Below are 25,327 nucleotides of genomic sequence, written 5' to 3' on the forward strand. Positions count from 1 at the left end.
TACTTGCTTGTTCCTAGTACCTAGGCTGTACGCTTGAGTGCTAGGAACTTTTATTAGAAAGATATATGGCAGCTGGGGAGATTGTTCTTCTTCAGGTAATTCTGGTGATATTCTTCGGCGCGATTAAATTCGAGTACCGGGGCTATTTGTGTGACTATCTGTTTCTCTCCCCATTTCCCACTAAAGATCAGGGCATGTTTCGATTGCTCAGCAATCGTTTTTTGTCCATTGTCGTGGAAAAAAATGGCGCTGCGATATTGAGAGCCGACATCAGCCCCTTGTCGGTTGAGCGTGGTCGGGTTGTGATTTTGCCAAAACACCTCGAGCAAGTCCTGATAAGAGACTAAGCTTTCATCGTATTCCACCTGGACGACTTCGGCGTGACCGGTTTGACCGATTTTAACTTCTTGATAGGTGTTCGTTGCGTTATCGCCACCCATATAGCCACACGTTGTTAGTTTAACGCCTGCAATCTGGTTGAAAAAATACTCCACACCCCAAAAACACCCCGCACCAAATGTCGCTACTGCCATATAGACCTCTTGAATTTGTATTAGATTAACTATCGTTTGCTCTGGTTTGCATTGCTAGAGGCAATACTGAACCATTTACTACCCGCAATTCACTTAGCGCGATTGACTCTAATAAATACCCATTCAAACGTCTGGATGGCTAGAAGTCTACAGTCTGTACTTAATGGTTATCTTTTGCAATAGGTAAATAGGTATTATTTGATGCCCCGATAAATAGCTGACGTGTGGGTTAAGTGTTATTATTCTAAGCAATAGATTTTTCGACATAAAATTAAAGGATCTTGCATGAAATTGCGCCATCTTGAGCCGCAATTTATTGGTGAGAACAATTAAGGAGAATTTTGTGCTAGAGGCGCTAATAGAGTCACAAGACTTTTTAACATTTACGTTAGATAACCCACATCATATAGATGAAAGCGGTACATTTTCCATAGGCGAACACACTCAAGTAACAGTGTGGGATACCGGAGTCATTGTATTTGAGCCAAAGCATGCAGAAGGAAAAGATATTGTCCTCTCTTGTGCGGTACACGGTAACGAAACAGCCCCCATCGAGCTCTGCAATGACCTGATAAAGGACCTGCTGCAGGAAAAGATCATTACCAAGCAAAGAGTCTTGTTTTTGTTTGGTAATCCGCCAGCAATCATCAATGGCACCCGCTTTATCGAAGAAAACTTAAATCGTTTATTCAACGGTGCACACTCTGCGGGTGAGGGGCTGACTAATCCTGAGCGTATTCGAGCAAAAAAACTCGAGTTTTACGTCGATAAGTTCTTTTCGGCGTCTAGTGCAACAGATCAAAGAATTCATTACGATCTGCATACGGCCATTCGTGGCTCAAAACATGAAAAGTTCGCTATTTATCCCTATCGCCCCGGTCGCAAGTATAGCGCCGAGCAGATCATGTATCTCGAGGCTTGTGGTATCAATACTGTCTTATTCCATCATGAACCGACCACAACATTCAGCTATTACTCTTCAAAGAATTACCAAGCCGATGCATTCACCATTGAGTTAGGTAAAGTCTTGCCCTTCGGCCAGAATGACATGACGCGCTTTATCGCTTTAAGAGAGATGTTGAATCGCTTGATCACCAATCAGGACTTAGCACTTGATGAATTCGATGTGAACAAGGTTAACCTGTATCAGGTCTGCCGCGCGATCAATAAAGGTTTCGATGATTTTGAATTTACCTTTGCCAACGATGTCGAAAATTTTACTGCATTCCCTAAGGGTTACATCTTAGCCAAAGAAGGTGGTATGGATATCAAGGTTGAGCATGAGGTTGAAGCCATCGTGTTTCCTAATGCCAAGGTACCCGTCGGCCAGAGAACCGTTTTATGCCTAAAGCCTGCCAGCATAGATAACATTGCTTAGTGCTGGCTAAATCTCAATTGCATGTAAAGCTAAACATACGCCGCGAGTGACCGTTAGTTGTTAGTTAGGCCTTGAGAACGGTTGATTGCACGTTTACGTTAACGTAATGTCTTTCCCGCGTATTACAAGAATTGCTGATCCGATCGACAAGAGCGGGTCAACTTATAACAAAGCACTCAGCTGATAAGAGATATAGTATGAGCAACGCAACAAGCGATAACGAGACTGTCCATAGAGTCAGTTTTCTCGACAGGGAGTCAGTTAACATCCCTATTCTTAAAGTATTGCAAGCCGACGGTACCGTTTATGACAAGGCCGTACTGCCTGCAATTGATGAGGCATTGGCTCATCGAATCTATGATACCTGCGTTTTCACTCGTGTTTTAGACGAACGTATGTTGGGTGCACAGAGGCAAGGTCGCATCAGCTTCTATATGACATGTACCGGTGAAGAGGCCTCTATCATAGGCAGCACAGCTTCTTTAGATGATGGTGATGTTATCTTGGCTCAATATCGTGAGCATGCGGCTATCCGTTATCGTGGTTTTACCACTGAGCAATTTATGAACCAATTGTTCAGTAATGAAAAAGATCTCGGTAAGGGCAGGCAGATGCCGATCCATTACGGCAGTGCCGAACTCAATTATCAAACCGTCTCTTCTCCCTTAGCCACCCAGATCCCACAGGCTACAGGTGTCGGCTATAGCTTCAAGATGCAAGGTAAGCGTAACATCGCCATCTGTTATTTTGGTGAAGGCGCTGCGTCGGAAGGCGATTTCCATGCCGGATTAAACATGGCTGCGGTACTCAAATCACCCACCATCTTCTTTTGTCGAAATAATGGTTACGCTATTTCTACGCCGACAAGTGAGCAGTTTTGTGGTAATGGCATTGCCAGCCGTGGTCCTGGTTACGGCATACACACGATACGTGTCGATGGTAACGATATGCTGGCGGTACTCGCCGCGACTCAGCAGGCTCGCGCCTATGCAGTAGAAAACCATTCACCCGTGTTAATCGAAGCCATGACATATCGTTTGGGTGCTCATTCATCGTCTGACGACCCATCGGGATATCGTTCCAAAGATGAAGAGGCTAAATGGCAACAGCATGATCCCGTTAAGCGTTTTAAATTATGGATGATCAATAAGGGCTGGTTAACCGAGAAGCAAGATGCTGAAATGTACGAGAAATATCGTAAAGAGATCCTTGCAGAGCTTAAAGTAGCAGAGAAGCTACCTATGTCTATGCTCGATACTTTAATTGAAGATGTCTATGACACACCAACCCCTCGTCTTAAGCAACAGTTAAAAGACCTTAAGAAACATCTTAAGAAATACCCGGATTCCTATCCAAACAGTAAAGGGAGACTCTAAGTCGTGGCTGAGATTAATATGTTACAAGCCATCAATGATGCGCTATCCATTGCTCTGGAGTCCGATGAAAACTCGATTCTTTTTGGTGAAGATGTCGGTCATTTTGGCGGTGTTTTCAGGGCAACTTCGGGTCTACAAGAAAAATTCGGCCGCGATCGTTGTTTCAACACACCTTTGACTGAGCAAGGCATAGCGGGCTTCGCCAATGGTTTAGCCTCTAACGGCATGGTCGCCATTGCCGAAATCCAGTTTGCGGATTACATCTTTCCCGCCATCGATCAGATAGTCAATGAAACCGCTAAGTTCAGATATCGAAGTGGTAATGAGTTCAATGTCGGTGGTGTGACCTTCAGGACACCTTATGGCGGCGGCATTGCTGGCGGTCATTATCATTCTCAATCACCGGAAGCTTATTTTACCCAGACTGCAGGCCTCAAAGTGGTGGTGCCTCGTAATGCTTATCAGGCAAAAGGCCTGTTATTGGCGTCGATTCGCGACCCCAATCCGGTGATATTCTTCGAGCCAAAACGCCTCTATCGCGCCAATATTGGTGAAGTACCCGATGAAGACTATGAGATCGAACTCGGCAAGGCAGAAGTCGTTAGAGAAGGTAAAGATATTACCTTACTCGCCTGGGGCGCTCAGGTGGAGATCGTCGAGCATGCTGCTGATATGGCGGCTAAGAAAGGCATCTCTTGTGAGATCATCGATCTGAGAACCTTAGCTCCATGGGATGTTGACACCCTTGCGACTTCGGTCAAGAAGACGGGTCGTTTATTGATTAACCATGAAGCGCCACTGACGGGCGGATTCGCCGGTGAGATCGCGGCGACGATACAAGAGGAGTGTTTCCTTTACCTCGAATCACCCATCGCCCGAGTCTGTGGTCTGGATACGCCTTATCCTTTGATCCATGAAAAAGAGTATATGCCTGATGCGCTCAAGACATTCGAAGCGATTAAAGCAACGGTCAACTTTTAGGAACCTGGCATGATTAAAGAATTTATTCTTCCCGATATCGGAGAAGGGGTTGTTGAGTGTGAACTGGTCGAGTGGTTGGTGAGTGAAGGTGATCTTGTCACCGAAGACCAGCCGATTGCCGATGTCATGACTGACAAGGCTCTGGTGCAAATCCCGGCTCCCCATGGTGGTGTCATCAAAAAACTTTACTACGCCAAAGGTGAGATAGCCAAAGTACATTCACCTCTTTATTCAGTGGATATCAGCACTACAGAGCAAGATGGTGTGAATGATGAGGGAGACAAGTCATCAGGCAAGCAAAACTCTCATCCCTCCGATGAACATATTTCACTGCCAGAACCGGTCCAAGTTACCGGCCAGGTGCACATAGAAGAATTCCTGCTGCCAGACATAGGTGAAGGGATTGTCGAGTGTGAACTGGTTGAATGGCTCGTCAGTGAAGGCGATATAGTGGCTGAAGATCAGCCTATTGCCGATGTGATGACAGACAAGGCACTGGTACAAATTCCGGCAATTAAAGCGGGAAAAATCGTTAAGTTATATTATCGCAAAGGCCAACTCGCAAGAGTCCATCAGCCCTTGTTTGCGGTAGAGGTTGAGTCCGAAGAGGCTATTGACGCTACACCTGTAGTGACAGTCGAAGATTCTGCTGAACCTCAGAGTCAAATGAATAGCGAGCCAGTCCCTCAAGGCAAGGCGCTCGCGAGTCCAGCTGTTCGGCGCATGGCGAGAAGCTTAGATATCGATATTTCTACCGTGAGTGGCTCAGGTAAAAATGGCCGGGTATATAAAGATGATATCGAGCGTCATCACTCTGGTAGCAAGCTATCTTCAACTCAAGTTGAATCGCTTACTGCCGTTGATGAATCCAGCTCCACAGTCGTCAGCACGACTCAGGTATCAGATCATAGTGAGAATAGGGTAGAGCCTATTCGCGGCGTTCTGGCTGTGATGGCCAAGATGATGATGGAGTCTGTATCGACCATTCCTCATTTCACTTACTGTGAAGAGATAGACTTGACTGAGTTGGTTAAATTACGTGAGAGTATGAAGAAGAAGTATTCAAACGATGAGTTAAAGCTCACCATGATGCCATTCTTCATGAAGTCACTGTCACTGGCAATTAAACAGTTCCCTGTGATTAACAGTAAAGTGAATGCCGATTGCACCGAGTTGACCTATTTCAGTCGTCACAACATAGGCATGGCGGTGGACTCTAAAGTGGGTCTACTGGTGCCTAATGTTAAAGACGTGCAGGATAAGTCGATATTAGAGATTGCCTCGGAGATCACTCGTTTGACTAAGGCTGCCCGTAGTGGTCGTGTTAGCCCTGGCGATCTTAAACAGGGCACAGTGTCAATTTCCAATATAGGCGCACTGGGTGGCACGGTGGCAACACCTATCATCAATAAGCCCGAAGTCGCCATTGTTGCCTTGGGTAAGATGCAGGTATTACCGAGATTTAACGCTGCAGGTGAAGTTGAAGCACGTAAAATCATGCAGATCAGCTGGTCAGGGGATCATAGAGTCATAGATGGCGGCACTATAGCCAGATTCTGTAATCTGTGGAAATTGTACCTGGAGCACCCACAAGAGATGCTATTGGCTATGCAGTAGCTCATAATTGGCATCTTGTACAATAAGAAGGGCGCATTCGCGCTCTTTTTTATGGCTTATAATTCATTTTTAGTTAATTTTTCAATCATATTTACGTATAATCCCGCTAATAAGAATTCCTCCTTGGTTTTAAGATGAGTCAGTCAGCCCCAGAAATTGAAGATATTCAATATATTTTTCCACCTAAGCCACTTCCATTAACCGAACTCGAAAAGGCGCGTTACAAGTCGCGTATCAAGCAGTTATTAATCGAAAAAGATGCCGTGCTCGTGGCTCATTATTATACCGACCCTGAGATCCAGGCCTTGGCTGAAGAAACCGGTGGCTGCGTCTCTGATTCATTGGAGATGGCCAGGTTTGGTCGAGACCACCCGGCTAAGACTTTGATCGTCGCGGGGGTTAAATTTATGGGAGAGACGTCAAAAATACTCAGCCCAGAAAAGACAGTATTAATGCCGACCTTAGAGGCCACCTGCTCGCTGGATATAGGGTGTCCTATCGATGCCTTCAGCAAGTTCTGTGATGCTAACCCGGATCACACCGTTGTGGTTTATGCCAATACATCGGCCGCTGTCAAAGCTCGCGCCGATTGGGTCGTCACGTCAAGCATTGCCCTGGAAATAGTCGATCACCTCGATAGCCAAGGTAAGAAAATAATCTGGGGGCCGGATCGTCATCTGGGTGGTTACATTGCCAAACAGACCGGCGCAGAGATGTTGATGTGGCAAGGCGACTGTATCGTTCATGATGAATTCAAGGCTAAGGCGCTGCGGGAGCTCAAGCTGCTGCATCCAACAGCAGCAATATTGGTTCATCCTGAATCACCGGCCAGTGTCGTCGAGTTGGCCGATGCCGTGGGCTCGACCAGTCAGCTCATTAAGGCTGCGCAGCAGATGGATAACGATAAATTCATTGTGGCGACCGATAGGGGCATCTTCTATAAGATGCAACAGGCAGCCCCTGACAAAATCCTTATTGAAGCGCCGACAGGTGGCGACGGTGCTACCTGTAAGAGCTGCGCCCATTGTCCTTGGATGGCCATGAATGGCCTACAGGCGATTGAAGCATCATTGATAGCAACGGAAACCAGCAAGCATGAAATCTTTGTCGATGATGAGTTACGTCAAGGCGCATTAATCTCACTGGATAGAATGCTAAATTTTGCTGCCGAATTAAACATGAAAGTGAAAGGGAATGCCTGATACGGAATGTTACATTAACTGAAGAAAACAGTTAAATTTCATGCAGGTAGCAATTAAATTTGATCTATATTAATAAGTCCTCAATTAGAGGGCTTTTTTGTGGTATTTTTTAAAGTCTTGCTGGGGCATTTGCACTAAACTCTCGTCATAATCCCTACAAACTCTTGATCAAGGAGATCATTTATGAATATTCGATGGATCGAAAACCTTACCATAAAAAATAAACTGCTCATTGTTATTTTGCCTCCCATCTTGGGGTGCTTATTTTTTGGCTTATTCATCGTCTATAACCAATTACAGTTAAGCCAAAGCCTCTCTAAGGTGCAGGTGCTCAGTGAGCTGGCCAAGGTGAATAGCTCCCTAGTGCATGAATTACAAAAAGAGCGCGGCATGAGTGCCGGATTTCTGAGTGCAAGCGGTCAGGCGTTTGCGGCTAAACTGCCAAAGCAGAGAAAGGCCACAGATAGACAGATCAACGCATACCAAGTTTTTATTGCCGATAACCGTTTACCCGATAGCTTTAGCCGTCAATTAACCAGTGTGAACAGGGCGCTGGCAAGCTTGCATGGGATGAGAAATAGCGTTAATAACTTATCGATTTCAGTCCCTGAAGAAGTGCAGTTTTACACCAGACTCAATATGGCCTTACTCAGCATTGTCGATCAAACAGCCCATGAGGGTGGGAGTCAGGCCATCGCCATTCAGGCCGCGTCTTTTAGTGCTTATTTGCAGATGAAGGAGCGCGCTGGACTCGAGCGTGCCGTCCTTAGCTCCATGTTTGGTAAAGAGGAAGTCGATCCACAGAGTTTCATTAAGTTTATCACTTTGATTTCAGAACAAAATAGCTATCAAGAACGGTTTTTGGCATTAGCAGATGATGGGATTAATCAAGATTATCGGCGCCTGCAAGATTCCAAGGCCGTCAGTGACGTTAATACACTGAGACAAGTCGCGCTAAGCCAAGATTTAGCGGCCATTGCAGCACAAAGCAAGGAGCAGTGGTTTACTCAAGCAACCGCGCGTATCGAACTGCTCAGTCAGTTTGAGCAATCACTGGCCAATGGCTTAATGGGCCAAACTCAAAAGCAATTATCCGCATCTAATGCCCTGATGTATAGCATCATCACTCTGATGTTAGTGTCTGGCGTTTTAGTGTGCGGCATATCAGTCATACTGGGCAAGTATCTGCATCAGAATTTGCGCAACATGCACTCAATTGTCACTCAAGCCCAAGCCAGTTTCGATCTCAGTCTACGAGTCAAGGCCGACACCAGTGATGAACTGGGTCAACTGGGTAAGGCATTCAACCAGATGATGATGGATTTTGAGCATGTCATCTTAAGAGTCAGAGACAATACCGCGAGCCTGTTAACGGCATCTCAGAAGATGGACACGTGCGCCACCTCAATGCAGCGAGATGTTGCCATTGGCCATAGCGAATCGGAGCAGGTGGCCTCTGCGATGACAGAGATGAGTGCCACGGTACAAGAGATTGCCCAGAATGCAGTGAGTGCATCGGAAGCCTCTGCCGCCGCAAACATAGATGCCAAAGAGGGACGCTTGGAAGTCAGTAAGACAGGCACCAGCATTAAACTGCTTGCGGTTGAAATCGATGCAGCGTCGAATGCTATTAATCACTTAGACAATGACATTCAATCCATAGTCAGTGTGTTGGCCGTAATAAGCAGCATTGCTGAGCAAACGAACTTACTCGCACTTAACGCTGCTATCGAAGCCGCCAGAGCCGGTGAGATGGGCCGCGGATTTGCCGTCGTAGCCGATGAGGTAAGAAGCCTGGCACAGCGTGCTCAAGCCTCTACCGAAGATATCCGTACCATGACAGAACGTCTCGAGTCGGGCGCTAAACTTGCGGTCAATGCGATGGAGAAGGGCAAGGCTCAAGCCGAGCTCAGTGTCACCGAATCACGTAAGGCAGGTGAAGAGTTAGATCGCATCGTCACTGAGGTTGGAATCATCGACAGCATGAACGAACAGATCGCAGCGGCGACTCACGAGCAGTCAACCGTGTCTGAAGAGGTTAATCGCAATGCGCTCAAGATAAGCGATACCTATCGAAATACCCAAGCTGTCGCCGATGAACTCAGTCAGCTTAATGAAACCTTACTCGAAGATGCTAACAAGATGGCGCAGGAAGTCAGTAAGTTTAAGTTAAGCTAATTAGCTTGCAGCCGACAGCAGTATTTTTACAAGAGATAAAAGCCTATTCGTAGGCTTTTTTTCTGCCTGATAGCCTAGTATTAGTTAACGCTCAGCAACGATAGTAGGCTTTCTTACCGAATATGGCGGTGAGGAGGGCTTCAAATCTTATTTAAGATGGTGTAAAGCTTTGATACACCGTAAAAATACTGTGTTATGTCTTTGAGTTGGTATATCCAGTACACGTTTGAACCCCAAATTTCTCACACTACAACACTATTGACATCTATAACCATTGATTCTGTTATTTGGCTGCTCAATCAAATTGTCATAGCGTTGAACATGATGGATAGTGGCCAGCACTAACTACCACACAGGATAAGGCCATTTCCGTCACCATCAGAGCCTTGTTTTCCTGACCTGCTTTTTTCCTCCCTAAGGCACCACGGCTACCGCCTCTTAACACCCATTGAGCGAATATCAGATCCTATCTCAGTCCAAATCAATCCAGAAAATGATCCAGCTAGGATTCACTGTAGACAAACAGTTGTTTAATATGATTTTTTGATGGATAAACTCGAACAGAGACACTTCCAGGTTGACCGGCGCTTTGCCATCTTATGTTAACGATTGTGATCGGTTTGTGTTAACTGTTATGATTTAACCATACTAACTAAAAGGAACATATTTTGCGTAATTTATTAATTTCACTTTGTTTATTTATCGTTACACTTAGCAGTTTTAATACTTGGGCTATTGAAAAGAAAGAACCATTCAAAGTTGGGATATTGATGTTTGATGAAGTACAGATAATTGATTTTGCTGCACCTTACGAAGTGTTTGGTCATGCCAGATTTGAAATATATACCGTATCAGCAACGGGTAAACCAATAACGACGGCAATGGGGCTAAAAGTTACGCCGGATCATAGTTTCAGTAGCTTACCGGAAATGGACGCTATTGTAGTTCCCGGTGGTGATGTTTCCATAGTCAGGAAAAATAAACAGGTACTAAACTGGTTGAAAGAACAACACAGGAAAGTGGACCATGTACTTTCTGTTTGTACTGGTTCAAATATCATCGCTGAATCAGGATTACTCAATGGTCTTAGTGCCACTACATTTCATAGGAACCTTGATGATTTAGCAAATGAGTTTCCTGAAATTAATGTTTTGGATGATAAACGCTATGTCGATAATGGTAAAATTATTACTTCGGCAGGTCTTTCATCAGGCATCGATGCATCTTTATATTTGGTTAGTAAAGTTAACGGGATAGAATCAGCTAAGACCATTGCAATGTATATTGAATACGATTGGAAGCAAAGTGATGTATTTATTCGTGCGGCTATGGCAGACAAGCATTTGCCGACTAATGATTATCAGTGGCCGGAAGATGCAAAGTTTTCAAATGCTATTGGCTTTGGTGATAAAAACAATTGGTACAGAAGTTATGGAGTGGTCACATCCGGAAATATCGATAAACTACTTAAGGTTTTTAGCAGCGCAATGCTGGTTAATACTGACTGGGTATCTAAAGCATCTGGTGCAAAAAATACCCTCTTGTGGGAAAAAACCATCAAGGATAACTTGTGGCAATTAGAATGGAAAGTATTGGCAGACGAAAATGGTAAAGCGAACAAGCTTATCAATACTCTTTCAAATTTAAGTGCAGTAAAAAATATAGATTTGGCTCAGACCGTTAACTAACTTCTTTTGAACCTCTAATCTGAGTAGTGGTACGCTAAATTTGGCCACCTGATTAGAGGTGTTAACTTGGGCTTTCTTTTACCAAAGTTATTTGAAGCCTCTTTACCCTCTCTGGTACGAGTGACAATGAAGTTTCTTTCTATCTTTGCAAACATTCCAAGTTCTTGAGAATTATGCGGGCGAGGGCTACTTCAATGTTTCGCTATCAAACTTTGACGGATATGAGTTCTCGGAGTTTCTAAAGATGTCTGAGGATGTCTTGAAGGGGCTTGATAGCCTGCAGAGGGAGTTTTACTCATTGGAAGACCTAAGCAGCAGGGGTCGCTACGCGATGAAGGCGGCCTTGCTGGTATTGAATTTATGACTAGAATGGTGACTGATTCATGGCTAATACGAAAAAGCCCTGAATTAATATTTCTATTAATCAGGGCTTTAACTTTAAAATATGGCGGTGAGTTAGGGGTTCGAACCCTAGATGGGCTATAAACCCATACACACTTTCCAGGCGTGCGCCTTCAGCCACTCAGCCAACTCACCAATTTTCGTTATGTTTAAAGTGTTTAACGCCACCAATATCGTTAAAAGATTCATCAAGCTGGCTTAATTGCTTTCTCCTTTAACGGAGCCGTACTTTACGCAATACCGGTTTAATGGTCAAGGGATAAAAGTGTACTTTCAAGCGTTTGCACGTTTGCTAAGCAATATTAGCTAAGTTGGTTTAAATTTGAAAAAAATAGACGAGTAATGAATCTATTAATCTGTCAGTTAAAGCAGTGGACTGAACAGATAGAAAAACTGTTCTGTTGCACGTTTATGAACCGGTCTTTTCTGCCAGAGTGAGTAATCGATTAAGCTGGAGCTATCCATATATTCCTGCTGTAACTGAGTTAACTCCTGGGTAAAGCTAAGATCGTCGACGGCCAAGGTCAATTCGAAGTTTAACCACAGGCTGCGCATATCGAGATTAACGGTGCCGATTAAGCTGAACGTCTCATCAATCACCACAGATTTAGTATGCAGCAGACCGCCCTTAAATCTGTGGATGTTAACTCCGGCTTGTAAAAGTTCGGTGAAGAAGGACCGGCTGGCCCATTCCACCATGACTGAGTCATTTTTGTTGGGGATAATGATATTGACACATACGCCTCTGTGAGCCGCGGAAATTAAAGCTACCTGTAAGTTTTCACTGGGCACAAAGTAGGGGGTTGTGATGACTATCTTGTGCTCTGCTTGGTAAAGGCTTTGTAGCAGGACTTCGTGGATAATCTCTTCCGGCATTCCAGGTCCCGAGGGGATGACCTGAACCGTGTCCAGCTGCTCCGGGGAATGATGGGGCTTACAAATGGGGCTCTCTGGTAAAAAACGCTGATCCGTTTCCACTTCCCAGTCCCAAGATTGGATGACGTCCAGAAGAGGTACGCAGGTCCCTGTGATGCGGATCATCACGTCTATCCACTCGCCGACACCTAAGCTTGCTTTAAAACAACTGGGATCCACTAAATTCATCGAGCCCGTGTAGCCGATGCTATTGTCTATGATCACGATTTTTCTGTGCATTCTAAGATCCATTCTTCGAAACAACACCCTGAGCGGACTGACCTTAAGTGCTCTGGCTAGCGTGATACCAGCAGATTGCATTTTAGCCGGCCATTTACTTCGAAAAAATTGATGACTCCCTGCCGCGTCGAGTAACAGTCTTACTGTTATGCCCCTTTGAGCCGCTTGCACCAAGGCCTGGGCTACTGAGTCTGCCATGCCGCCGGGGTGCCAGATATAGAACTCCAAATGGATAGAGTGCTTGGCGTTATCAATATCCTTAATCATCGAGTTCAAGATCTGCTCGGGAGATGATAATAGTTGTAAGTCATTATCGGCAAGAGGGGGGATCCCGAGGCGGTTTTCACATAAGAGGCCAATAGATTGCGCATGGTGGCTCAGGGTACCGGGTTGATACTGTCTAATTTTAAACAGATGTGAAAACCATTCGGCATAGGGCCGATACATGTTTTTAGCTCTGACAGCCCGGGTACGACCTATGTTTTGTTCACCAAAAAGCAGGTAGGCGACTATGCCTACCACAGGAATGACATAAATGACCATCATCCAGGCAAATGACACGCCGATGGAGCGACGTCTTATCACAATCCGAGCCGTGATAGCTGCGATTATTATCCAATAAGCAAGCACGCTCAATAGAGTGAGAATTTCGTACAAATGATCCATGGAGTCTTTTGCCTTTAAATAACTTCCCTTCAATTATTTTCAAGGGAATGCTTGATAATATACTGCATTAAATAGCTATAAAGATCAGTATTTTTAGTACATGGCGAGTCTGAACTCGCCACCATTGCGCTTGCACTGTATCGGTAATATGTGTGCCTGGCGATGTTTAGGTGCGATGACTTGTGGTATAAATTGCAGACTTATCCTTATTTATTTCACTGGCATGAAAATCGCTAATCTGATCCGTTCCTTTTGCATTTTTATTTTTGTTCTTTTTATCTCAATCATTCTATTTTTAGCATTATTGCCAACGAGTGAGCCTAAAATCTTGACTGATCTCGACATACCATCCTTCGATAATCGATGTGTCCAAGGCCTTGACTCTAAGAGTTCATACCTGGATAACCAAGGCTCATTGAGTGTTTCTATCTGGAATATATATAAGCAGAAGAGGCAAGGCTGGGAGAAGCAACTGGCGAATTTAAATCACGCGAGTCAACTGGTGTTACTGCAAGAGGCAGGCCTGAGCCCTGAACTCAGGCAGTATATTCGACATGCTCAATTAAAGGTGTCTATGGCGAAGGCATTTACGCTCTTGGATACCTCATATGGCGTGATGAACCTGTCTCACACAGAGGTAAAATCTGCTTGTGCATTTACGGCAACAGAGCCGTTAATCCGTTTCGAAAAATCCGGGATACTTGCATATTATCCACTGTCGAGCGGCGAGGAACTTTTGGTTGTGAATCTACATGGCATTAATTTTGAGTGGACTCTCACCCATTACTCCAGGCAATTTGAGGCGATAGCCCTCGAACTCGAAAAGCATCAGGGTCCTATCATCTTAGCGGGTGACTTTAATACCTGGCGTGCACAGAGACTCAATCTTGTTAGCGATTTTGCTAAGCGATTTAACTTGTCTGAAATCAGTTATCGAGTCGATGAACGCCAACGTGTATTTGGCTTCCCCTTAGATCACCTTTACTATCGTGGCTTAATCTTCAAAGAGGCCGAATCTTTAGCGACCTCAAGCTCAGATCACAACCCCATCACGGCTCGCTTCATGCTTAAGTGATCCCATTGAACTGTTCCTGATAAATATGGGGACAAGATTTAAATCTGCTCAGTTCATTGACTGCCAAAAGAGCAGGCTGAGGTATGCTCATTAAAGTCTGTAATAAATTCCGGGTATTTAGCCAAGAAAATTTTACCGAAATACACCCCAAGTGGTTTGCTCTTGTTATGTACACGCTTAAATTGGTCCATGTCCAATTCCGCTCGCTCGACAGCGGATTGGAACAGTAAACTATTTTCCATTATGGCATCCACTCGTTTGTGAATGAGTAGCTTAATGAGCTGATCGATAGAGTTGGTTTGATGGGCAATCATAAAATTGTTTTCAACGAGCCAATGTGTGGTATTTGAGTGCTGACGACTGGCAAAGACGGCTGTCGATTTTATCTCGGTTGGGCTAGAGGGGATCTTACTGTCTTTTAGCAGGTAAAAATTCCAATCTTGTTCAATAAAGGTATTTGATTGAACGGCATAAATGTCTCTCTTATCATTATGTGATGCGGCAAAGAAAGCATCATACATTCCTAATTCGACGCCTTTTTGTGCGCGCCCCCAGGGAAGAAATATGACCCGATAATCCTGTTTAAGGCGCGTCATCACACAATTGAGCGCATCGATAGCATAGCCAGTCTGTTTGTCGTTCGACTCCATCTGGTAGGGAGGCCATTCTTTGGTTGATATGGATAATTTGGGCACTTGCTCGTTTGCCTGAGCCGCGATCAGGCTCCCAAGTAATAGCATCGCCATCGAGCCTGTGATAAATCTGAGCATCCCCATGGGGGCCATTTTTTCGCAGAGCCAATGCCTGAGAGGAAAATCGGAGTCAGGTATAGATTGAAGTAAAGGTATCAAGGTAATGTCACTCACAGCCTTCATATCATAAATTCTAGTTTAGGTTTAGGTGATGTCAAAAGAGATGCGTTGAAAACTAAGTAACAGCGAAAGTGCAGCTGATTTTCTGTGTAAGTTGAGATTCATCTTGTTAGTTTTCTAGAAAAATCCGTGATTGAAGCCATTTATCATGGTTAAGCTTGTACACTAGGGTTTTAAGAGCCCGTTTCTCTATATTTAGGCGCATCACATGTCTTCAAATGCTATCACTTCCCAGTCTTATCACTTGTTACAATCATATTTTGGCTTTGAAGCGTTTAGGCCAGGTCAACTTGACGTTATCAATGCTATTTTGAACGGGCAGAGCGCTGCTGCGATTTTTCCGACCGGTTCCGGCAAGTCTATCTGTTACCAACTCCCCGCTATCGCCTTGCCTCACCTGACATTAGTGGTGTCGCCATTATTGGCCTTGATGCAAGATCAGCTGGCATTTCTTAAGCAGAAGGGGATTAGTGCGGCAAGCATAGATTCCACCCAGAGCCGGGAGCAAGCCAATGAAATCATGAGGGGGATAAGAAGTGGTCAGATTAAAATATTGATGATCTCCGTCGAGCGCCTCAATAACGAAAGGTTCAGACAGTTTATCTCAGAGATCCCCCTGTCTTTGTTGGTGGTGGATGAGGCGCACTGTATCTCAGAGTGGGGGCATAACTTTCGGCCCGATTACCTTAAACTACCCCGCTATCGACAAGAGCTTAATATCCCACAGACCTTACTCTTGACTGCCACAGCCACCCCTAAGGTGATTGAGGATATGGGGGATAAGTTTGGCATAGCTAAAGACAATGTCAGCTTAACTGGTTTCTATCGTGCCAATCTTCACCTGGCCGTACAGGGCGTTAAAAGCGCAGATAAACTTGATATCTTGTGCCACTGGTTACAGCCCAGACAAGAGCTGTCAGGCATCATCTACGTCACCTTGCAAAAGACTGCCGAGCAGGTGGCCGATCACCTTAGAAGCAGAAATATCCCGGCAATAGCCTATCATGCCGGCATGAACTCAGATGTCCGCTCAAAAATTCAAGATGATTTCATGTCAGGTAGGCAGCAGCTTATTGTGGCGACTATTGCTTTTGGCATGGGGATAGATAAGAGCGATATTCGCTACGTGGTGCATTATGATTTGCCAAAATCCATTGAAAACTATGCCCAGGAAATTGGCCGTGCTGGTCGTGATGGTGGCGATTCTGACTGTCTGGTGTTAGCCAATGGCGATAACTTAAGCACACTGGAAAACTTCGTCTATGGCGATACACCAGAATCTTCAGCCATTGCTATCGTGCTCGATGAAATCCTTAAGGCGGCGCATAGCCAGAGTGACAACAAAGGCCAGGAGTGGGAACTGGTGCTCAATAGCCTGTCCGGGCAATCAAATATTCGCCCCTTGTCTCTAAAGACCTTACTGGTATATCTCGAGCTGTTTAATGTGATCAAGCCCACCTACAGCTATTTTGCCGAGTATAAATATAAATTACTCAAAGGCGAAGAGGAGATCTTGGCCGGTTTTAACGGCGAGAGGCGTGATTTTGTTCACGCCATTTTTAACAGTTCAGATAAAGCTAAGATCTGGTTTAGTGTCAATTTCGATAGGCTACACCAAGATTATGCCAGTGATCGCCAGCGTGTACTCAAAGCCATTAATTACCTGGATGAAAAAGGCATGATCGAGCTTCAGAGTAAACAGATGACCCAAGTCTATGACATTCTAGATCCTAATTTCTCTGCACAATCTCTGCAGTCTTCTCTGTTTGAGCGATTTAGCCAAAAAGAGCGCAGTGAGATAGAGAGAATTAACCATCTGGTGTCCTTCTTTACGTCTGATTCATGCCTCAGCCAACAACTGGCTCACTATTTTGCCGACAGGAACATGACGGCTGCTTGTGGCACTTGCAGTGTCTGTCTGGGTCAACTGGCCGTATTACCGCCGCAACCTTACCTTCGTTCCTTAAATGAGCTCGATTTTAATGCGCTTACCCAAGCTGGCATCATAAAACTGGATAAGGCGTGCAGCCCGGTACTCTTGTCACGATTTCTGTGTGGTTTGACGACGCCCATATTCACTCGTCTCAAGATGAGGGCATGTAAAGGCCATGCTTCTTTGGAAAAATATCCCTTCGGCGAGGTAAAACTTTGGGTTGAGTCTAATCTGACCTAGATTTCAGCACAGTGTCAGGCGTTGAAATTGTAAATCTCTATGACATATCAATGCCCGATGCTGATATTTCTCATCATACGTGTTCTACTGTTTGGTGCATTTCTAGTGTCAAGGTGGGAGTTCTCCCACAAAAAATAATAACGAAAATATATATTGGGAATAACAATGAAAAAAGCCACATTATCGCTAGCCATAGCCTTATCTTTTGCCGGATTAGGCGGATGCCAAACGCAGGAGGAAACCTCAGAGACTCCTGAGGCACAGGCCAGTCAGCAACAGAATTTCGCAACATTTTCCAGCCAGTTTATTGACGATTTATGGAAAGAGTCACCGACTTGGGCGCTTTACAGTGGTTTTCACCAATATGATGGGGTGCTTAAAGTACCCAATGCCAAGAATCGTGAACTGTCTTTAGCCTTTAACCAGAAAGAGTTGAGTAAGCTCGCCTCTTTCGATCTAGACAAGTTGTCGGCTAATGAGCTGATCGATTATCGATTGATTGAAAACTTACTTAAAAGAGACATCTGGGAGATCAAGCAGTTTAAGTCCTGGCAGTGGGATCCCTCTTCATACAATGTTGCCGGCGGCTTCGCACAGCTGGTGAACGAAGATTTTGCTCCCTTGGATACCCGTCTACGCTCGGTGCTCGCCCGAATGGAAAATGTGCCAGCTTATTATCAAGCGGCCCAGGATAATATTGAATCGCCAACGCTTGAGCATACTCAATTAGCGATAATGCAGAATAAGGGCGCCTTCTCCGTTTTTTCTGATGAGCTACTGACTCAGGCAAAAGAGTCTGGGTTAACAGCAGATGAAAAAGCCTTGTTCGAGACGCGCTTTAACGCATCGACGCACGCTATCAATACGCATATTCAGTGGCTGGATGGGTTAGAAACACAATTAACTCGGGATGGTGCGCGCAGTTTCAGAATAGGTGAAGCCCTCTACGAAGAGAAGTTTGCCTTCGATATTCAGGCCGGGATGAGTGGCAAAGCCTTATATGAGAAGGCCAGTGCCGATAAGGTTCGGGTACAGGACGAGATGGCAGAAATCACCTCTAGGCTTTGGTCTACGTATTTTGACACAGCTATGCCTGCAGATAAAAACACCGCCACCAAGCAGTTGATCGATAAATTGTCATCTAAGCATGTAAAACGCGATGCGTTTGTCGATGAAGTACGCGCACAAATCCCTGAACTCATTGCATTTGTGAAAGAAAAGAAGCTAGTCACCTTAGATCCCAATAAACCTCTGGTTGTGCGTGAGACGCCAGCCTATATGCGTGGTTTTGCCGGGGCGTCAATCAGTGCGCCTGGTCCCTATGAGAAGTCGAGTAACACTTATTATAACGTGACTCCTCTCGATGGTATGAGTGATGAATCGGCAGAAAGCTATCTGCGTGAATACAATCACTGGATCTTGCAGGTGCTTAATATTCACGAAGCCATTCCTGGTCACTACACTCAGCTGGTTTATTCAAATGAGTCGCCGAGCATGATAAAGAGCTTGTTTGGCAACGGCGCCATGATCGAAGGCTGGGCCGTGTATTCTGAGCGTATGATGCTCGAAGAAGGTTACGGTAACTTTGAGCCTGAGCTGTGGTTGATGTACTACAAGTGGAACTTACGAGTTATTGCCAACACCATTCTCGATTACAGTATTCAGGTAAAAGGCATGACTGAGCAAGAAGCCCTTAACTTGATGACCCAAGAAGCCTTCCAGCAGACGGCCGAAGCCGAAGGTAAGTGGAGGAGGGCGACGCTGAGTCAAGTACAGCTGACCAGTTACTATTCAGGTTACCGCGAGATCTATGATTTCAGGGAGGAGCTTAAAATGTCTCAAGGCGAGAAATTTGATCTTAAAGGCTTCCATGAGCAATTTCTAAGTTACGGCAGTGCCCCTGTTAAATATATCCGAGAGCTGATGATGAAATAACATTGTAAGCGAGCAGGTTGAACTATTAGGGTTCGACATTCTGTTTAAAAAGAGTGTTCAAAAAAAGACCAGGCATTAGTCTGGTCTTTTTTTTTGCCTAGGTATTTAACAAGGTGCTAACCAATGCTTTTAGTTTAAATAACTAACACAGCTCACATTTAAATAAAAAACAACTGGAATAAAAATAATAGCTATAGTAGTGTTAATGATAACGGTTCGCATTCGCAATGTTTGGTGAGATGAGCAACATATTATTGGTCGATGATGATCTAGTGTTTAGGGAATTACTTGAGGAAGCGTTAGAGGCTGAAGGACACAATATCGTCTGTGCTGAGAATGGTTTTGAAGCATTGGCAATATTAGAGGAAGACCTCCCCGATATTATTCTGCTAGATATTATGATGCCAAAATTAGATGGATTTGGTTTATTGGCTGCAAGGAAAGATCAGATCCCTGTGATAGTGATTTCTGCCATCGATAATGAAGATGAAAGAATAAAAGGCTATGAACTCGGGGCCGATGATTTCCTTACAAAGCCTTTTAGCGTAAAGGAGCTTTTAGTCCGCATGATAGCATTACAACGTCGCGTAGAATTAACTCGAGCAGAGCAATTTACTGTCAGCCCAAGCTCTGACACTGAAGTTAAATTTGACGATACTCAATATTGTGTTTCGATAGCATCGAGAAAGGTTACCCTTACTCAAACAGAATTTAAATTGTTTAAGTACCTGTTTGAACGCAAAGGGAAAGTGATCACGAAACAGGAATTACAGCGCAGTGTACTGCACAAAGATCTCGGCAGGTTCGATCGAAATCTGGATATGCATATCAGTAACACTCGCCGTAAATTAGCCGATACCCAGCTACCAAAAACTCTGATTAACACGGTCAGAGGACAAGGGTATAGCTTTGCTAATTGGTGAACCGGTTTAAATAAAGGATACAAAAGCCACATTCGATGTGGCTTTTTTGTTTTTTAGCTGCCCCATTGCACATTTTCGTTTATCCTATAGGCCATTTATTGAGTCACTAGGTTCAGATGACTCATTCTCTCAGATTAATCAAAGGAAGACCTATGCGGATCAGTGCTAATTTTGATGGTGGAAACATTGAAGTCATCAATCAAGATGATATTAATGATGTGCAGTTAGCCATTCGTCCGGACGTTGGTGGAGAATTTTACCAATGGTTCAACTTCCGCCTCGAAGGTGAAGTGGGTAATCGATATCTGCTTAATATTGTCAACGCTGGTTCTGCTTCCTATCCAAAAGGATGGGAAAACTACCAAGCCGTCGCCACATACGACAGACAACAATGGTTTAGGCTGCCCACAGAGTATAAAGATGGCAAATTGACCATAGCGGTCGATCTCGACTGTGATGCGATTCAAATTGCCTATTTTGCCCCATACAGCTACGAGCGTCATCAAGATCTACTGGCCGCAGTGCAAGTGCACCCTCTCGTGAGTCTTGAGCATCTGGGTCTGACACTCGATGACCGAGATCTGACCTTAATCAAGGTGGGTGATGGCGACGAGTCGAAGGCAAATATCTGGATCACCGCTCGTCAGCATCCGGGCGAGACGATGGCCGAATGGTTGGTAGAAGGCTTTATCAATAATCTGCTCGACGGTGATTGTGCCAATGCAAAGGCATTATTAGACAAGGCAAACTTCTATATTGTGCCTAATATGAATCCGGATGGCTCGGTGAGAGGGCACTTGAGAACCAATGCTGCCGGCGTCAACCTTAATCGTGAATGGCTCAGCCCGTCTCTCGAGAAGAGCCCGGAAGTATTCCATGTCACCAACAAGATGAAAGAGACTGGCGTGGATCTGTTTTATGATGTTCATGGCGATGAAGGCCTGCCTTTCGTCTTCCTTGCAGGCTGTGAAGGCGTCCCTTGTTATAATGATAAGATGGCAGCATTGCAGCAGAAATTTATCGATACACTTAAATTAACCAGCGCCGACTTCCAAACTGAGTTCGGTTACGACAAAGATGAGCCTGGCAAGGCAAATCTAACCGTGGCCTCTAACTGGGTCGCTGAAACATTCCAATGTTTGTCTAATACATTGGAGATGCCATTTAAAGATAATGATAATTTAGCAGATCCTATGTCGGGATGGTCTCCTGAACGCTCAATCTACTTAGGTGAAGCCTCACTCACGGCGATGTTAGCCGTAGTGGACGAACTTCGCTAGGTCACTCATCATAAATTTGAGGTAACGATGGCATTAATTAAATGTCCAAGTTGTCAGAAACGGATCTCGAGTAAGGCGACAACATGCAGCTTCTGCAATGCAGACCTAACCGGTAATACTGACTCATTGACCACCATCAGTCATATTAAGCGTTCGAATCAGCTGATGAACCACAGCATGTTGTCTATGACCTTGTTTATAGCGGGAGTGGTGATCTGGTTTTGGGGAGGGGAGCCTGCCCAAGGGATTAGATCTTACATCGCCGGTGTGTGTTTTGTGCTGGGTTTTGTGGGCTACATGATCACTCGCGTGAGAATGGTATTGCATAAACGGAAAAGTGTATGACAGATATAAATAAGATGATCGATGAGATGCCCCATGTCGTCTATGAGAGACTGGTTAGCGGCGTCGAGTTGGGCAAGTGGGAAGACGGCACCGTGTTGTCACAAGCGCAGCGTGACTCGACTCTGCAGTTGGTGATGCTGTATCAAGCGAGAAGATTGAACCAAACGGATCATTTAACGGTGAACTCTGCCGGGCAGCTCAATGAATTATCTAAGTCTCAGCTAAAGAAACAGTTCAAAGGTGAGTCCATCGCCGAGTTTAAAGAGAAAGACCTATAATAGATCTGCTACGCATCTCTATTGAGAAGGTGAGTAACCAAATAGCAGTTACTCGCCTTTTTTCTTTATTTTCTGGCTAATATGCGCAGCATATTATTGCTAATCTCTCATACTTCAATAAACATCGAGTTCACAGTAAGGTTTCAATGGGAGATCAATCTTCGCTCAGCTCGCCAACCAGATCCTGCTGCATCGCCTCTCTCACTTGTGTAGGGGACAAGGGCTTAGACAGTAGGTAGTGTAACTTAGCCAAAGCGGCTTCCGTCGTCATATCCGAACCACTGATCACACCCGCCTCTTGCAGGGCATTCCCCGTCGCATAGCCCGACATATTGACCTTGCCCTGTAGACATTGAGTGAGGTTAACCAAGACTATCCCACGTTGACTCGCCTGTGACAGCACCTTAAGCAGCGCTGGATTTTGAGGGGCGTTACCGACCCCATAGGTAAGCAAGATCAGTGCTTTGACCGGTTGCTGTAAGATGTTCTCTATGATATCGGTGGTGATGCCCGGATAGAGTGTCACTACGCCTATTGGTTGGGGACTGATGGTGGCGACATCTAAAGGCTTATCCGACGGCTCAGCTATTTTCCCGGCCTTCATGTGGATCTTGATGCCTGCTTCGAGTAATAAGGGAAAGTTAGGTGAGGCGAAGGCGCCGAAACCATCGGCATGAGCCTTGGTCGTCCTGTTTCCCCGAAACAGCTTGTTATTAAAGAATAGGCACACTTCGGCGACCGGGTAATTAGCGGCGATGTAGAGTGAATTTAACAGGTTGGTTTGACCATCGGATCTGAGCTGGGCTAAGGGGATCTGAGACCCCGTGACAATCACAGGTTTTGAGAGGTCTTGTAACATGAAGGACAAGGCCGAAGCAGTGAAGGCCATGGTATCTGTGCCGTGCAAGATCACGAAGCCATCATACTTATCGTAGTTTAACTTAATATCATTGGCGATCATCTGCCAATCTGTCGGCGCCATATCCGATGAATCGATCAGTGGACAATATTCCTGGATCACGAATTGTGGCATATCATCATGGTAGAACTCAGGCATAGCCTTGACACAATCGGTGAGAAAACCTGCGACAGGGGCGAAGCCATGGGAGGTCTTTTGCATGCCTATGGTGCCGCCTGTATAGGCAACATAAATGGAACGTTTGGTCATGGTTATATTCAGGTGGACGCTATTTGGCTGAAGTATACTTGCTTGGTGAGCTTCACCCAATGGTTTCCGCTATTTAAATTCGTATCTGTATAGGGTCCAGAGTTAGACATTAAAAAACCCGAGCAGGCAGAGCCTGATCGGGTTTGTGTTTGTTGAACAGCCTGTGGTTAGACTCTGTTACCTTGAGATTATAGCGTACAGTTATCGCAGAACAGGTACATGCCATTAGGATCATCGAAGCCATTGAACTCTTCAATCACACCGGACCACTGAGTCAGTACTTGTTCTATGATTGAATTATCCATGCTGCTCTGGGGCAAGTAAGCGGCGGCCGATGCGAACATCTCTTGGATAAACATCTCTTGTGGGCTCAACTCTTGTTCTATGATTTGACTATCGAAGTCTTCCAGTCCAGCCATTTCAGCGGCCTTGGCAACGGCATTGTCCAGATCGCCAAGCTCATCGATAAGTCCTAACTTGAGTGCCTTACGGCCGGACCACACACGTCCCTGGGCTATGCTATCTACATCTTCCAGGCTCATGTCACGTTCTTTAGCGACCAGAGAGATGAAGTCATGGTATCCACGCTCGATATGACGTTGAATGACGCTCTTAATTTCAGGAGTTAAGCCTTTGGCTACCGAAATACCCGCCCACTGTGAGGTGGCGACACCATCTGTGTGTATGCCTAAGCTAGAGAGCGAATCTTCGAAGGTGGTGATCATGCCGAAGATGCCGATGGAGCCTGTGAGTGTCGTAGGAGTGGCATAGATGTAGTCGGCGCTCGCCGAGATCCAGTACCCACCCGAGGCGGCATAGCTGCCCATGCTCACGACGACGGGTTTACCGGCAGTCTTGAGTGCCAGGACTTCTTGACGGATCTGCTCAGAGGCAAACGCACTGCCACCAGGGCTGTCTACGCGCAGTACAACGGCCTTGACCTTATCATCAAATCTGGCCTTGCGAAGTAGCTGGGAGGTACTCTCACCACCAATTTGACCAGCGGGCTGATTGCCGTTGAGTATGGTGCCTTTCGCCACTATGATGCCGACGGTATCATCGATGAAGAGATCCGGTTGAGTCGAAATGAGCGACTGATAGTCATACAAGCTTACTTGCTTGTAGCTGTTGCCTTCTGCGGCTTTACCCACTGTGTCTATCATATCGAGTCTAAAGGCTTCTGCAGAGGCTAATTCGTCTACCCAATGCATGTTGATTGCCATATCTGCCGATTTACCATCGGCCTTATCTAGTTCACGCAGGTAATCTTCTGCATCGAGTACCAGCTGCTCTGGCTTGATGTTGCGGTTACTTGATACCGTGGCTGCATAACTGGCCCAGATATCATTGAGTAATTCAGTATTGGCTTTTTTAGCGGCCGGTGACATATCGTCGCGGATATAAGGCTCTACTGCGGACTTGAAGGTACCTACACGGAAAATATGCGCATTGATTTTAAGCTTATCTAACGCAGACTTATAGTACTGACGGTAGCGACTCAAGCCATTTAATTCCACGCTACCCTGGGGATTAAGATAGATGGTGTCGGCGAAGCTGGCTAAGAAGTATTGATTCTGTCCGTACCAATTGGCTGTCGCCATAATCGGTTTTCCCGTTGCTTTAAAGCGGGTCAAAGCATCACCAATAGATTGAAGTTTACTTATCCCAGTCCATCTGAGGTGACCCATGTCTAATACGATAGCAGAGATACGCTCATCGGCGGCGGCATTATCGATGACATTGAGGATATCGGCGAGTAATATCTCACCCGAGCCATCGTTATTCTTGCTGCTTTTCATGGCCGCTTCGATGGGGTCAACTTGACGTTTTTGTTCAACGACTGAACCGGCTAAGTCCAGGACTAGGGCTGAGCCTGATTCAACCTGAACATCATTATCGACACTGACTGCGACGATAAGCATGGCGAGGAAACCGAAAAAGAACAGATTAAGCACCAGTTTTCTAAATCCGTTGATACTTTTCCAGATTAGCTGAAAAATTCTTTTAATTAATGAGGGTTTAGCGGACATCATCCACTCCTTTATTACTTCAATATCACTATGCTAACTGAAAAAATGCTAATTGGGTTAATTGAATTGTAA

General features: G+C 45.2%; 19 protein-coding genes and 1 tRNA gene. 14 read left to right on the forward strand and 6 right to left on the reverse strand.

What is annotated here, in order from left to right; translation table 11 throughout:
* Window positions 1-53: 53 nt before the first annotated feature.
* Entirely contained in the window at window positions 54-533 is a 480-nt protein-coding gene (gene msrA, locus FM037_RS13115) for a peptide-methionine (S)-S-oxide reductase MsrA (RefSeq protein WP_144046373.1), read from the reverse strand.
* Between the two features lie 343 nt (window positions 534-876).
* Between msrA and astE the strand changes: the two genes are divergently transcribed.
* The 7 genes from astE to FM037_RS13150 all read left to right on the forward strand — a co-directional run bounded on the left by astE (window position 877) and on the right by FM037_RS13150 (window position 10,953).
* Window positions 877-1,911, forward strand: a complete 1,035-nt coding sequence (astE, locus tag FM037_RS13120; protein WP_144046374.1) for a succinylglutamate desuccinylase — start codon at window positions 877-879, stop codon at window positions 1,909-1,911.
* Between the two features lie 197 nt (window positions 1,912-2,108).
* On the forward strand, window positions 2,109-3,287 hold the full coding sequence (locus FM037_RS13125; RefSeq protein WP_144046375.1) for a thiamine pyrophosphate-dependent dehydrogenase E1 component subunit alpha: 1,179 nt from the start codon (window positions 2,109-2,111) through the stop codon (window positions 3,285-3,287).
* A gap of 3 nt (window positions 3,288-3,290) precedes the next feature.
* On the forward strand, window positions 3,291-4,268 hold the full coding sequence (locus FM037_RS13130) for an alpha-ketoacid dehydrogenase subunit beta (RefSeq protein ID WP_144046376.1): 978 nt from the start codon (window positions 3,291-3,293) through the stop codon (window positions 4,266-4,268).
* A gap of 9 nt (window positions 4,269-4,277) precedes the next feature.
* Window positions 4,278-5,885 (forward strand): dihydrolipoyllysine-residue acetyltransferase, encoded by a 1,608-nt coding sequence (locus tag FM037_RS13135; RefSeq protein ID WP_144046377.1) that lies wholly within the window; start codon window positions 4,278-4,280, stop codon window positions 5,883-5,885.
* Between the two features lie 134 nt (window positions 5,886-6,019).
* Entirely contained in the window at window positions 6,020-7,087 is a 1,068-nt protein-coding gene (gene nadA / locus FM037_RS13140; protein ID WP_144046378.1) for a quinolinate synthase NadA, read from the forward strand.
* 183 nt (window positions 7,088-7,270) lie between these two features.
* Entirely contained in the window at window positions 7,271-9,265 is a 1,995-nt protein-coding gene (locus tag FM037_RS13145) for a methyl-accepting chemotaxis protein (protein WP_144046379.1), read from the forward strand.
* A gap of 668 nt (window positions 9,266-9,933) precedes the next feature.
* Window positions 9,934-10,953, forward strand: a complete 1,020-nt coding sequence (locus FM037_RS13150) for a DJ-1/PfpI family protein (protein ID WP_144046380.1) — start codon at window positions 9,934-9,936, stop codon at window positions 10,951-10,953.
* A 446-nt stretch (window positions 10,954-11,399) separates the two neighbouring features.
* Here the strand turns inward: FM037_RS13150 and FM037_RS13155 are convergent.
* Together FM037_RS13155 and cls are read right to left on the reverse strand one after the other, a co-directional pair.
* Window positions 11,400-11,490, reverse strand: a tRNA-Ser gene (locus FM037_RS13155).
* Window positions 11,491-11,718: 228 nt separating this feature from the next.
* Window positions 11,719-13,176 (reverse strand): cardiolipin synthase, encoded by a 1,458-nt coding sequence (cls, locus tag FM037_RS13160; protein WP_144046381.1) that lies wholly within the window; start codon window positions 13,174-13,176, stop codon window positions 11,719-11,721.
* Between the two features lie 223 nt (window positions 13,177-13,399).
* On the opposite strand from cls, the gene FM037_RS13165 reads away from it, so the two are divergent.
* Window positions 13,400-14,251: an endonuclease/exonuclease/phosphatase family protein gene (locus FM037_RS13165; RefSeq protein WP_144046382.1), complete on the forward strand. Its 852-nt coding sequence runs from the start codon at window positions 13,400-13,402 to the stop codon at window positions 14,249-14,251.
* Between the two features lie 53 nt (window positions 14,252-14,304).
* Here the strand turns inward: FM037_RS13165 and FM037_RS13170 are convergent, their stop codons facing one another.
* A complete protein-coding gene (locus FM037_RS13170) occupies window positions 14,305-15,126 on the reverse strand; it encodes a substrate-binding periplasmic protein (protein WP_144046383.1) in 822 nt (273 codons plus the stop codon).
* 205 nt (window positions 15,127-15,331) lie between these two features.
* Between FM037_RS13170 and FM037_RS13175 the strand changes: the two genes are divergently transcribed.
* From FM037_RS13175 to FM037_RS13200, 6 genes are all read left to right on the forward strand, one after another.
* Window positions 15,332-17,296 carry a RecQ family ATP-dependent DNA helicase gene (locus FM037_RS13175; protein ID WP_144046384.1) on the forward strand — a complete coding sequence of 655 codons (1,965 nt, stop codon included), beginning with the start codon at window positions 15,332-15,334 and terminating at the stop codon, window positions 17,294-17,296.
* Between the two features lie 165 nt (window positions 17,297-17,461).
* Complete coding sequence (locus FM037_RS13180; protein WP_144046385.1) at window positions 17,462-19,231, forward strand: DUF885 domain-containing protein; 1,770 nt, start codon at window positions 17,462-17,464, stop codon at window positions 19,229-19,231.
* Window positions 19,232-19,470: 239 nt separating this feature from the next.
* Window positions 19,471-20,154, forward strand: a complete 684-nt coding sequence (locus tag FM037_RS13185) for a response regulator transcription factor (RefSeq protein WP_144046386.1) — start codon at window positions 19,471-19,473, stop codon at window positions 20,152-20,154.
* Between the two features lie 152 nt (window positions 20,155-20,306).
* Window positions 20,307-21,434, forward strand: a complete 1,128-nt coding sequence (locus FM037_RS13190) for a M14 family metallopeptidase (protein ID WP_144046387.1) — start codon at window positions 20,307-20,309, stop codon at window positions 21,432-21,434.
* Window positions 21,435-21,461: 27 nt separating this feature from the next.
* Complete coding sequence (locus FM037_RS13195) at window positions 21,462-21,779, forward strand: zinc ribbon domain-containing protein (RefSeq protein ID WP_144046388.1); 318 nt, start codon at window positions 21,462-21,464, stop codon at window positions 21,777-21,779.
* Window positions 21,776-22,057: a YeaC family protein gene (locus FM037_RS13200; RefSeq protein WP_144046389.1), complete on the forward strand. Its 282-nt coding sequence runs from the start codon at window positions 21,776-21,778 to the stop codon at window positions 22,055-22,057. The genes FM037_RS13195 and FM037_RS13200 overlap by 4 nt, the downstream gene beginning before the upstream one ends.
* A 154-nt stretch (window positions 22,058-22,211) precedes the next feature.
* Here FM037_RS13200 and ansA read toward each other — a convergent pair whose 3' ends face one another.
* Together ansA and sppA are read right to left on the reverse strand one after the other, a co-directional pair.
* Entirely contained in the window at window positions 22,212-23,225 is a 1,014-nt protein-coding gene (gene ansA, locus FM037_RS13205) for an asparaginase (protein ID WP_144046390.1), read from the reverse strand.
* 188 nt (window positions 23,226-23,413) lie between these two features.
* Window positions 23,414-25,255 carry a signal peptide peptidase SppA gene (gene sppA / locus FM037_RS13210; protein ID WP_144048941.1) on the reverse strand — a complete coding sequence of 614 codons (1,842 nt, stop codon included), beginning with the start codon at window positions 25,253-25,255 and terminating at the stop codon, window positions 23,414-23,416.
* Window positions 25,256-25,327: the final 72 nt, after the last annotated feature.

Origin of the sequence: Shewanella psychropiezotolerans (assembly GCF_007197555.1) — a bacterium.
Lineage (GTDB): Bacteria > Pseudomonadota > Gammaproteobacteria > Enterobacterales > Shewanellaceae > Shewanella > Shewanella psychropiezotolerans.